Source organism: Vibrio splendidus, assembly GCF_003345295.1.
GTDB classification, from domain to species: Bacteria; Pseudomonadota; Gammaproteobacteria; order Enterobacterales; family Vibrionaceae; genus Vibrio; species Vibrio splendidus_K.
Map to the genome: position 1 here is coordinate 63,642 of NZ_CP031055.1, position 12,702 is coordinate 76,343.

At 42.3% G+C, this 12,702-nt stretch carries 7 protein-coding genes; all 7 read left to right on the forward strand.

Going from position 1 to position 12,702, the window contains the following annotated elements; all coding sequences use genetic code 11:
- The first annotated feature begins 5 nt into the window (after positions 1-5).
- The 7 genes from DUN60_RS00280 to DUN60_RS00310 all read left to right on the forward strand — a co-directional run bounded on the left by DUN60_RS00280 (position 6) and on the right by DUN60_RS00310 (position 12,635).
- Complete coding sequence (locus DUN60_RS00280; RefSeq protein ID WP_114632933.1) at positions 6-3,914, forward strand: LamG domain-containing protein; 3,909 nt, start codon at positions 6-8, stop codon at positions 3,912-3,914.
- Between the two features lie 150 nt (positions 3,915-4,064).
- Complete coding sequence (locus tag DUN60_RS00285) at positions 4,065-5,108, forward strand: rod shape-determining protein (RefSeq protein WP_004735928.1); 1,044 nt, start codon at positions 4,065-4,067, stop codon at positions 5,106-5,108.
- 94 nt (positions 5,109-5,202) lie between these two features.
- A complete protein-coding gene (gene mreC / locus DUN60_RS00290; protein ID WP_004735927.1) occupies positions 5,203-6,090 on the forward strand; it encodes a rod shape-determining protein MreC in 888 nt (295 codons plus the stop codon).
- Complete coding sequence (mreD, locus tag DUN60_RS00295) at positions 6,080-6,568, forward strand: rod shape-determining protein MreD (RefSeq protein ID WP_004735926.1); 489 nt, start codon at positions 6,080-6,082, stop codon at positions 6,566-6,568. The genes mreC and mreD overlap by 11 nt, the downstream gene beginning before the upstream one ends.
- 7 nt (positions 6,569-6,575) lie before the next feature.
- Positions 6,576-7,262: a Maf family nucleotide pyrophosphatase gene (locus tag DUN60_RS00300; RefSeq protein WP_065207172.1), complete on the forward strand. Its 687-nt coding sequence runs from the start codon at positions 6,576-6,578 to the stop codon at positions 7,260-7,262.
- A gap of 20 nt (positions 7,263-7,282) precedes the next feature.
- Entirely contained in the window at positions 7,283-8,752 is a 1,470-nt protein-coding gene (rng, locus tag DUN60_RS00305) for a ribonuclease G (RefSeq protein ID WP_114632934.1), read from the forward strand.
- A gap of 10 nt (positions 8,753-8,762) precedes the next feature.
- Entirely contained in the window at positions 8,763-12,635 is a 3,873-nt protein-coding gene (locus DUN60_RS00310) for a YhdP family protein (RefSeq protein WP_114632935.1), read from the forward strand.
- Positions 12,636-12,702 lie beyond the last annotated feature (67 nt).

A 12,702-nucleotide genomic window follows, 5' to 3' on the forward strand; every position in this document is an offset into this window, starting at 1 on the left:
TCTGAATGTTACTTAAACTAAGGTTATCATCTAGACTATTATTAATTGTCTTTCTATTTACATCATTTAATGTAGATGCAAAAAAATATGACTTGAATGACTTAAATGATTTTTCTAAGTTATGTAGTGGTTCGGTATCTTATTCATCCTCATTTTACCCGATGATATATTACTGTAATGGGGTTTTTTCATCAAAAAATGATGATGTGAATGCTAATAGTGGGTCTACAATTCTCGCATATGGTGGTTATAATTTAGACGGGACCAATATTGGCTCTAATGGATCAAACATAACTCTAAAATCAAGTACGTGGAATAGTAATAGCAATATAGAAAAATCTATAATTCATGGTAATTTGAATCTACATACGGCTTTAACATTATCAGATACTTATGTTGATGGGTATGTTAAAAATAATGTATACATGAGTATTTTTATTTCTGATGATAGTCATATCGCTGGTTATGTTGAATCTTGGTTTAATATAACAGTAGAAGGTTCAGATATTAAGGGTGACGTTAGAAATAATTCAAATAGTTCAATCTATATCCATGAAGGATCTAGTGTTAATGGTAAAGTCAATGCTGGAACATCTGTTACTATACTTGACTCAATCATAAAAGGTGACGTTAAAAATAGAAGTAATAATAATATTTATATTGGTGATAATTCCGAGGTTCGTGGATCCATTGATGCCGGTTCATCAATTACAGTAGATGGCTCAATTATAAAAGGTGACGTTAAAAATAGAAGTAATAATAATATTTATATTAGTGACGATTCTGAAATTCGTGGATCCATTGATGCTGGTTCATCAATTACAGTAAATGACTCATTGGTGACAGGTAATATTTCAAATAGAAGTGACAATCATGTCTATATTGAGAGTTCATCTAAAGTTGAAGGTAATATTATAGGTCGAGGGGAGTTGTTTTTAAGAGACTCAGAGGTCTTAGGTGATATTCAAAGCCTCTTGCAGGATATCAATTTAGATAATGCAACGGTTCATGGGAACGCAACAGCTGCGAATAATAATTGGGCAACAGTTTATTTTCAAGATAACAGTGAGGTTTATGGACAATGCTTGTATAGAACAGACCCTATTGATGCGTGCCAACAACGAGGGTTGTCACCGCTAGCACAGTATCATTTTGATAAGAATTCTTGGGGTGGGGGGAATGTTTTTGATGTTACTGATAGTGCTGGTGGTTTTAATGGTAAAGCAGTAAATCAACCAAATTTGAACCATAATCCTTTTGAACCAGCTTTAATCAATGATTTTAAGAACTTTGGTACTTGTGGATATGCTCAGTTTAGTAATTCTGACAACTCGTATGTCGAAGTTCAGCATTCTTCAGAATTATCCTTTGAGGAAGAACTTTCTGTTTCAGTTTGGATTAAGCTAGGTGACCGTTACCCTCAAGGTAGTTCACTTTATACAATTGTAGCAAAAGATACAAACTATGAATTTCATATTAATAGTCAAGGGAAAATATATTGGTACTGGTTGCAAAAAAACAATCAAACTAGAACTCTGACTAGTAATATAGTGATTAAAAAAAATGAATGGTATCATATTGTCATTGACTACAAAGCAAATAGGAAAAATTCTCAAGCAAAGCTTTATATTAATGGGGCTTTAGATAATATTGTCGGAGATAATGGAAATAAGAAACTGAAAAAAAACAATGAACCATTAAGAATTGGTAATGATGCTAACTTTTCTACTCGTTCATTTAATGGGTACATTGATGAAATTAATGTTTTTAATCGATCTTTAAGTCCTGATGAAGTTAAAGAACTCTACAGTGAACGTCATTTATGTGATCCAATAGATGATAACTTGGTACTCGTAGTTGAACCCAAGGTTGAATATGTATTGACTTGTGAGGTTGCAGCAGTCGAATTCAAAGTCGTAGATGAGAATGGTAGTGTAATTAGTACCGTTCAGGATAGCTTCACTGCATCACACACACCAAGTTCGACTGGTAAATGGTGTGAAGATGAGAGCGGGAGTAACTGTTCTACATCTTCGGGGGACTACCAAAGTCACTTTGTGAATGGGCAAAAAACTTTATACTTATCTTCTTCTAAATTAGATAGTTATGATGTCAGTGGTACTTGGAATGGCGACTTAGAAACTGCCACATCAAAAATTAGCTTTGTACCTTATAAGTTCGATGTTGATGAGCAGTTTGTTGTGGCTGGCGAGGAGTACGAAGTGACGGCAAAAGTGTCTTCTTGTAATACGCAAGATTCTTCGTTGTCACAAGATTATGTGGGTACGCCTACTGTGAGTTTAAATATCGTCCAACCAGTGAGCGGTGATGATGCGATAAGCTTACTCGATTACACACCTGATTTTGAAGTGAGCGATAAAGGAGAGACAACTGATGCATTTTCGATTCAAGAGGCAGGCCAGTTTAAAATAACGTTAACAGACGATAGTTTTGACTGTAGTGAAATATCAGGTTGTCCTGAAAGTGGTATTGATAAACTTTCAGGTAGTTTCTTGGTGAATTCTCGTCCTTGGCAATTTGCGATCTGTACGGATAATAACTCTGATGGAAACAGCAGTAGTGGGGCAGCATTTGTTGCAGCGGGGGAAGAGTTTGACGTGCTTGCTAAACCAATTAGGTTCACGAATGACTCTAGTCAGCTATGTAACAATAACTTGGTAACACAAAACTATTTGCTTTCTTCAGGTGCAATAGGTGCGAATCATACATTAGATACACCTAGTAATGGTGATGCAGTGTTAGGTAGTTTAGAACCGAGTAGTCAACTGATTCAATCTAGTTCTGATATTGTTTCTTCTGATAATGGTTATAAATTCAAAAGCTTAAAGTATTCAGAGGTTGGTAGTATCAACTTTGAAGTGACTGAAAACTCAAACAGCTTTTACGGCAAGATTCTGGGTGGATTTTCTGGAAGTAAATCTATTGGTCGCTTTTACCCTAAATATTTCACCACGATAGGTACTCCAATTTGGGATTATCCAGGAAGTGGAGTAAGTGAGCAAAGCTTTGCTTATATGAATCAACCATTCGATGGTGTCGAATTTGAAGTTGAGGCGTTAAATGCTCTAGGGAACGCGATTACAAATTATGCATCATTTGATACTACGTTAACGGCAGGTTTCTCATTATTTGAACCAAATTTTGGTGACCGTTTTAGTATTCCTGTACCAAACAAAGTGTGGACTGTTGCTGATAATAGAAGCATTGGAACTTTTACATTAAGTCAAAGTTCCCCTTCAACAGACTGTGATTCAGAACTATGCCTCGAAAAGTTACCAACCGCTGATAACTATGAAGATGGCCCTTATAATGGTGCAACAGGGACTGTTACTGATATCTCAATTACTCATACTGGCTCTGAAGATGATGACCCGGTTACATATCTGAATGAAGAAGGGAGTAGAGATCCTCAACGCCTAACCGAGCAGCCCGATATCCGCTTTGGTCGAGTGGAGTTAGACGATGTTGGTGGTAATTCAGGTTCAACAATTACTATTCCTCTAAGATCGGAGTATTGGAATGGCAGCCGCTTTGTTCTTAATGAAGATGATAATGCTACAAACGTCGAAGCTTCTACGAGTGCTAGCGATGTTATTTGGTCAGAAGACGGCAGTGTCATCACGACAGTAACACTCGCTAATGGCGGGCTTGTATCTGATGGAGAATCTCGTAACCTGACGGCTTCTCAAGGTACAGGTGTAAGCATCCGTGAACAAGTACAGTTGTGGCAAAATATGGATGATATTCCATGGCTCAGATACGATTGGGATAGCGATAAAGTTTCTGATGAGGAAAATGGAGAGCAAGATCCCTCCACCGTCGTCACATTTGGCATCTACCGCGGTAACGATCGAGTGATCTACCGAGGTGAAAGTGGTTTAACAGGTCAGTAAAAATATAATTTTTGCCCCTTAAGTTAGGAATCTGTAAGAAATTGCGGGTTTCAGTCCATGTTTATACTTCAATGCCTTGCCGTGACAGCAAGGCATTGGTACATTTAGTGCAATTTTTGTCTTCTAATTCTTGCAGGATGAGCGAAGAATATGTTTAAAAAACTTCGTGGCATGTTTTCAAACGACCTATCGATTGATTTAGGTACAGCCAATACCCTTATATATGTAAAAGGCCAAGGCATTGTTCTTGATGAGCCTTCCGTTGTCGCTATTCGCCAAGATCGTACGGGGTCTGCAAAGAGTGTAGCTGCTGTTGGTCACGCTGCTAAGCAAATGCTTGGTCGTACGCCTGGTAACATTTCAGCGATCCGCCCAATGAAAGACGGTGTAATTGCTGACTTTTACGTAACCGAAAAAATGCTTCAGCACTTTATTAAGCAAGTGCATGACAACAGTGTGCTTAAACCAAGCCCTCGTGTTTTGGTTTGTGTACCTTGTGGTTCAACTCAGGTTGAGCGTCGTGCTATCCGTGAATCAGCATTAGGTGCTGGTGCTCGTGAGGTTTACCTAATCGATGAGCCTATGGCTGCTGCGATTGGTGCTGGCCTACGTGTATCTGAGCCAACGGGTTCAATGGTTGTTGATATCGGTGGTGGTACGACTGAAGTTGCGGTTATCTCACTAAACGGTGTGGTTTACTCGTCTTCTGTACGTATCGGTGGTGACCGTTTTGATGAAGCGATCATCAACTACGTTCGTCGTAACTACGGCAGCTTGATCGGTGAAGCAACGGCAGAGAAGATCAAACACGAAATCGGTTCAGCTTACCCTGGCGATGAAGTCGATGAAATCGAAGTACGTGGTCGTAACCTTGCTGAAGGTGTACCTCGTAGCTTTAGCCTGAACTCAAACGAAATTCTTGAAGCACTTCAAGAGCCGCTATCTGGCATCGTATCTGCAGTGATGGTTGCACTTGAACAGTGTCCGCCAGAGCTTGCTTCTGATATCTCAGAAAACGGTATGGTACTGACAGGTGGTGGTGCACTGCTTAAAGACCTTGATCGTCTGCTTACTGAAGAAACGGGTATCCCTGTTGTTGTGGCAGAAGAGCCATTAACGTGTGTTGCTCTAGGTGGTGGTAAAGCACTAGAGATGATCGACATGCACGGCGGCGACCTGTTCAGCGAAGAATAATATCTAGTGTTAGGCTCTTTTCTTATCTAGTTTTATGTAAAGAGCCTAGGACCTTGTCTATAGGATCAAATGTAGCTCTAGGACCAAATATAGAATGAAGCCAATTTTTGGTAGAGGTCCCTCTCTACAATTGCGCCTGTTTTTTGCTGTAATTTTATCAGCCAGCCTTATGCTGGCTGATAGTCGTTTAGATGCTTTCTCAAATGTACGCTATCTATTGAACAGCATGGTTGCGCCTATTCAATATGCAGCCAACTTACCTCGTACTATGTTCGATGGTGTCTACGATCGTTTTAGTACTCGTAAAGGCCTAATCGAATCCAACCATAATATTAAACGAGAAGTCTTGCGCCTGAAGAGCGAGCTGATTCTGCTTGAGCAATATCAAGAAGAAAACAAGCGCCTCCGTAAGTTGTTAGGGTCTCCGTTTATCCGTGATGAAAAGAAAGTAGTCACTGAAGTTATGGCGGTAGACACTTCACCATATCGTCATCAAGTTGTGATCGACAAAGGTCAGATTGATGGTGTGTATGAAGGACAACCGGTGATCAACGAAAAAGGCATTGTCGGCCAAGTGACTTTTGTTGCTGCTCACAATAGTCGTGTCCTGTTACTGACTGACGCAAACAATGCGATTCCCGTACAAGTTATTCGCAACGATATTCGAGTGATCGCTTCGGGCAATGGCATGATTGATGAGATCCAGCTAGAGCACATCCCAACCAGTACCGATATACAAGAAGAAGATCTATTGGTGACATCTGGACTCGGTGGAGTATATCCAGAAGGTTACCCAGTCGCCTACGTTACTGCCGTTGATTACGACCCGAAACGTGAGTTTGCCGTTATCAAAGCGGAGCCTGTAGTTGAGTTCGATAAGCTCAGATACTTGCTGCTAGTATGGCCTGATGAAAACAAACAGATGCAAGCGGATCAATCCAGCATAGAACAAGCATTGTTAGAGGGCGAAGATGGCCAATAGCGTTTTAAGAAGCAAGGTAGTCATTGGCTGCTCATTTTTAGTAGCACTAATTCTGCAAACGATCCCTTGGCCTGGTAGTTTGGATCTATTTAGACCATCTTGGTTACTACTGGTTACCTGTTACTGGGTTTTGGCTCTACCTCACCGTGTTAACGTGGGTAGCGCTTTGATTCTGGGCTTATTGTGGGATTTGTTGATAGGCTCGACGTTAGGTATTCGAGGCATGATGATGGCAATCGTTATGTACATTATTGCGATGAATTTCCTAGTCATTCGTAATATGGCGCTATGGCAACAAGCGATGATTATTGCCGCGTTAACGGTATTGTTTGAGGTGTTGATCTTCTTTGGTGAATATTTGATCCAAGATGTCGTTTTCAATCCATTATCGTTATGGAGCGCATTGATAAACTGTATACTTTGGCCTTGGATGTTTCTATTAATGAGACGCGTACGTCGTCATTGGCATGTAAGGTAGAGTGACAATGGAAAAGAAGCATTTAGTTTTGGCATCCGGTTCACCACGCCGCAAAGAATTGCTATCGCAACTTGGTTATGAGTTTTCTGTCCTTGTAACTGATGTTGAAGAGTGTAAACACGCCCAAGAAACCGCCGAAGAGTATGTTAAGCGACTATCTTTAGATAAAGCCTTAGCTGCGTTGTCTTTATTGAAAGATAACCCTTCTGAAAAGCAGCATGTCGTTCCTAGTTCTGATAATGTAGTTTCTAGTGTTGATAATGTAGCTGTTGGCTCTGGCATCGTAGCTCTTGGCTCTGATGCTATTTCTCTTGATTCTGAAACAGTCGTTCTTGGTTCTGACACAGTTGTCGTAAGCCAAGGGCAAGTGCTCGAGAAACCCACCGATTTTGCCGACTCTAAGCGCATGCTTACTCAGTTAGCAAACGAGCGTCACCAAGTGATGACGGCAGTTTCTGTGGTTTCAGAAGAAAAACAAAGAACAGAAATCATTATTACCGACGTATGGTTTAAACCCCTCAGTGAACAAGAAATAGAACAATACTGGCAAACAGGGGAGCCATGCGATAAAGCCGGTAGCTATGGGATCCAAGGTTTGGGTGGGCGCTTTGTTACCCGAATCGAAGGTAGTTATTACGCCGTTGTCGGCTTACCTTTATATGAAACGGACCAGCTACTGCAAGAATTCTTATAATTACTAATCTGAGGTGCACCATGAGTGCTGAATTGTTGCTGAACGTGACCCCGAGTGAAACTCGCGTGGCCATGATTGAAGGGGGGGCTCTTCAAGAGATCCATGTCGAACGAGATGCTCGACGCGGTATCGTAGGAAATATCTATAAAGGACGTGTAAGCCGTGTTCTTCCGGGAATGCAGGCGGCTTTTGTGGATATAGGCCTTGAGAAAGCAGCTTTTCTACACGCCTCTGATATTGTTCCGCACACTGAATGTGTTGCTGAAAATGAAAAAAAACAGTTTCAAGTCCGTGATATTTCGGAGCTTGTTCGTCAAGGTCAAGATATTGTTGTTCAAGTTGTCAAAGACCCTCTTGGTACTAAAGGTGCCCGTTTAACCACTGATATTACTCTGCCATCTCGTTATTTGGTCTTTATGCCGGGCGCAAGCCATGTCGGTGTATCTCAGCGAATTGATAGTGAGTCAGAACGTAACCGTCTTAAAAAAGTGGTATCTCGTTACTGTGACGAACACGGTGGCTTCATTATCCGTACGGCCGCAGAAGGGGCTGATGCGAATGAATTGGCACAAGATGCCGCATTCTTGAAACGATTATGGCTAAAAGTGTTAGAGCGTCGTGGTAAACACAAAGCTCGTACTCGTCTATACGGTGAACTTTGCCTAAGCCAACGTATCTTACGTGACTTTGTGGGTACTGAGTTGAGCCGGATCCAGGTCGATTCGCGTTTAGAATATGAAAACCTAAAAGAATTTACTTCTGAGTACGTGCCAGAGCTGACTGAAAAGCTTGAGTTATATGAAGGCGACAAGCCTATCTTTGATATGTACGATACCGAGAACGAAGTTCAACGCTCTTTGGATCGTAAAGTCGAATTGAAGTCTGGTGGGTATCTGATTATCGACCAAACGGAAGCGATGACGACAGTTGACATCAACACCGGTGCCTTTGTCGGTCGTCGTAATCTAGAAGAGACGATTTTTAACACCAACGTAGAAGCGACGCAAGCCATTGCTCGTCAGCTGCGTTTGCGTAACTTAGGTGGCATTATCATTATCGACTTTATCGATATGCTGTCTGAGGAACATCGTAAGCGAGTACTAACTTCTTTAGAGGCGGCGCTCGATAAAGACCGTGTGAAAACCAATATTAATGGCTTCACACAGCTTGGTTTGGTTGAGATGACTCGTAAACGTACCCGTGAAAGTATTGAGCATATTCTGTGTTCTAGCTGTCCTGCCTGTGAAGGTCGTGGCAGTGTGAAGACAGTCGAAACCGTTTGTTATGAAATACTTCGAGAAATTACTCGTGTAAATCGTGCGTACGATGCCGATAAGTTCGTGGTTTATGCGGCAGCAGCGGTTGCCGAGGCATTAGAGGGTGAAGAGTCTCATGCGCTTGCTGAGCTTGAAGTCTTTATTGGTAAACAAGTGAAAATTCAGGCTGAGCCTCTGTACATACAAGAGCAGTTTGATGTCGTTATGATGTAATGGATATTTTGTGAGTTCAAGCGTTACTCTGATTCTTCGTGCATGTCTATGGTTAGTGGTTACTCTCTTAGTAACGCTAGCCATTGCTGTTACTACACTGCGTGTAGCCTTACCCAATTTAAATAAGTATCAATCTGAAATTGAGCTTTGGGTAAACCAACATTCCGGTTTTGATTTTTCTATTCAAGACGTGGGTGGTTTTTGGCGTAACACTCACCCCTCTATTGCTCTGCAAGGCGTTAAAGCTAGCCTTCCCAATGCAGAAGATGTGACCTTCTCTGTTGAGCGTGTTGAAGTCGAGTTTGACTTGATTCAATCGCTCGTTCAGATGCGTCCAGTTGTGGCCGATCTGGTCATGAATCAAATGTACCTTGATATTCGCTCAATTGATCTGTTTGCTGGAAAAAACGGTACAGACGAACCTAAAGACCCCGGCTCTTCGAAGCGAGTGATGCAAGAGCTGGATAATTTACTATTGAAAACTTTGGTGGATGTGACCGCTAAAGATTCTTCACTTCTCTATCGTTCAGTCTCGGGCGAAGATCGTCAGCTCGATATCGACATTTTAAAATGGCAAAACACAGATAAACATCACCTTGCTGAAGGGGTTGTTAGCATTAAAGACGCCAATCTTAACTCGTTGTCAGTAAGTGCTAACTTTATCGATGGTGGCTCATTAACCGATGTAACCGGTGAGTTCTATGTGAGTGCAGATAACATTTCGGTTAAACCATGGTTAACCCGTTACATGCAGGCTGAGTCTGGTGTTGAAACCGGTACTGTGAGTTTAAATAGCTGGCTGACCTTGAGAAACAGCAAACCAGTGAGTGCGTATGTTGAGGTGTTACCTTCTGAATTGACTTGGAACGAAGATGGCCAACATGATCTGATGATTGAGTCAGGGGTGTTTAAACTGTCTCCACTCGCTGAAGGTTGGCAAGTAAATGGGCACTCTCTTAACCTAAGAACCGACGATAGACCATGGCCTGAACTTAATGTTGCCTTCAAGTGGAATAAAGGCCCTTGGGAGCTCAATGTTTCTGAACTTGATGTAGAAACTATTACCCCGTTAATCAAGTTACTGCCTGATTCTGCGCAATCAACCAAAATGATCAATTCGTTGAAGCCTGGTGGCTCTGTTTCTGATATTCGGGTCTCAATGGATTCTGGCATCGAAAGCTTACGTTATTCAGCGAGTTTTAGTGATCTTGCCATTGAGCAATGGGAGTTGGTTCCGGGCTTTAGCCAAGTTTCAGGCAGTGTGTTTGGCTCTGCATCTGAAGCGAAAGCCAGTCTGCATGTGATTGACGATGTGTTTCCTTATGGTGATGTCTTTCAAGCGCCTTTAAATATCAAACAAGGTCAGGTTGACATTGTTTGGCAGCAAGATGAAAACGGTTGGAAGCTTTGGTCCGATAAAATCACAGCAGCCACGCCAGATTTACAAGTTCTAGGCGCATTTCGCTTGGACTTCCCAAAGGATGCTAGCCCATTCTTATCGTTCTACGGCGAAGCTGATGCTTACAATGTCGGCGAAACATGGCGTTACTTACCTACATTGGCACTTGGACAAGATCTTACCGACTACCTTTCTACTGCGATTCAAGCGGGTAAAGCAGATACCGTAAAACTGTTGTGGCATGGCGATTTGTCTCAGTATCCATACACCAACCACGATGGTATTTTCCAAGTTTGGGTTGGCTTAGAGGACGCTAAGTTCAGCTTTGATACCGCCTGGCCATTGATTACCGATCTTCAACTTGATCTGTTGTTTGAAAATGATGCGATGCATCTTGATTCTCGTTCCGCTCAATTGATGGATGTGATGGCAGACCGAATCACAGGACGCATTCCTTATTTAGGGGAAGGCGGCCATATTGAAATTGAAGCTAAAGCGACGGCGTCAGGTAATGCGGTTCGTGATTACATGACGGCTTCACCGTTGGTTGATTCTGTGGGTGCTGCCCTAACGGCGCTGCAAGTGAGTGGTGATGTATCGTCTGAATTCCAACTCAATATTCCTTTTGATTCCGAAAAAGAGCCAAGAGCGTGGGGTTATGCTGATCTCAAAGATAACCATGTAGAGATTGAAGCGCCGCCAATGGTGCTTGAAAATACCACTGGGCGTATTGAATTTGATAATGATGTGATTACGGCCAACGGTCTCGCTGCCGATTTATTAAAGCAAGGTATTTCCGTTGATTTTAAAGGGCTCAACGATGGGCCTGGATATGCCGTTGATATCGATGTATTGGGCGATTGGGACGTTAAGCCTCTAGAGCCTTATGTTGGTGAACAGTGGTTGAGCCGCTTGTCAGGTCATGCGCAATGGCAAAGCCAGATTGATATTCAACTTAATGACATCGGGTTTACTTACCAATTAGATTTACAGTCAGATCTTAAATACTTGGCGAGCGATTACCCGTATCCATTGGCGAAAAAATCACTAGAAAGTGGTTCTGCAAGGCTTCAAGCCTCGGGCAACCAAGAGTCGATTACCGCGCGTCTGCAACTGCCGAACACTAAATACCAAGCTGAAATTGATATTACTGGCGATGTTCCTGAGTTAACGGCGACTAACTTAGTGCTGGGTCGTGGTGGCTATAAAATTAGCCCTGTCGTTGGCCATCATGCATTAATTCGTACCGACAAATTTAATGCCGATGATTGGTTATCGGTTGTTATGGAACCGGTGAAGCCTTCAGATGCTGTGCTCAGTCAAATGAACACGCCAACCATTCCTGCACCAAGTCGCATTACGTTCGAGAGTAAGGAACTGATCTTAGGCGGTATTCCTTGGAATGATGTCGATTTTAGCGCTCGTAAGAACAAACAGGCGTGGCAGATGGAAGTGTCTAGCCAAGAGATCGAAGGGGATATTAATTATCTGCCTCCATACGATTTAACGGTTTCGCTGGATCGCCTACATTTGTACGTTCCTGAGTGGAGTGACAAGAAAAACCAAGAACAATTGCTTCAACGAAAAGAGCAAGAAGCCCCATTGATCTCTGAATTGGATAGAAAGATCCATGATGCGATGCCAAATCTAAAATTGACCCTTAACGATTTTTGGTTGCAAGGCTATAAGGTCGGTAAGGTCGATGTTGAACTGGCCAGGCAAGACGATCGTATTGAGTGGAAGAAGATTCAGGTTCGAAGCGGCGGAAACAAAGCGGATGTGAGTGGCTGGTGGGAGTTGAAAGGCGATAAGAGTCATTCATCGCTAGCCGTTGATGTTGAAGGCGAAAACAACAGTGAATTAATGGAACGTTTTGGTATTACTTCAGGGATTCAAAAAGCGCCTTTCGCGCTGGAAGGTCAACTGCAGTGGGATGGATCTCCTTGGGGTATTAAAATGGATACCCTTGACGGCAACGTTGAAACCAAATTCGGCAAAGGCATTATTTCAGACGTAAGTGGTGCTGCTCGATTGCTTGGTCTATTTAGCCTAGATTCGATTATCCGTAAGATGCAGCTCGATTTCTCTGATGTGTTTGATAAAGGCATGGCATTCAATAGCATCACAGGAACCGGCAAGATTCAAAATGGCATATTCCTGACGAACGATCTGAATATGGATGCGGTCGCAGGTGAGATGAAGATCAAAGGAATTGCTAACCTGAATACGCGTCAGGTTGATGCTGAAGTGAACTTTACTCCTGATATTACCTCGGGCATTCCAGTATTGACGGCCTTTGCGGTAACGCCTCAAACGGCGCTGTATGTATTGGCGGTGACTACGGTTATATCGCCGGTGGTTGAAGTCTTTACTCAAGTGAATTACTCGGTAAAAGGCCCATTGGATTCACCTACGGTGAGTGAGCTTTCTCGTAGTTCTGGCGAGTTCCAGCTACCCGAAAAATTGAGAAAACTAGCTGAGTAGTTGTTAACAAGCCAGTCGGTTAATATACGGTCAAATGCCGATTTCTGAATCATAATGAATAGAGGAG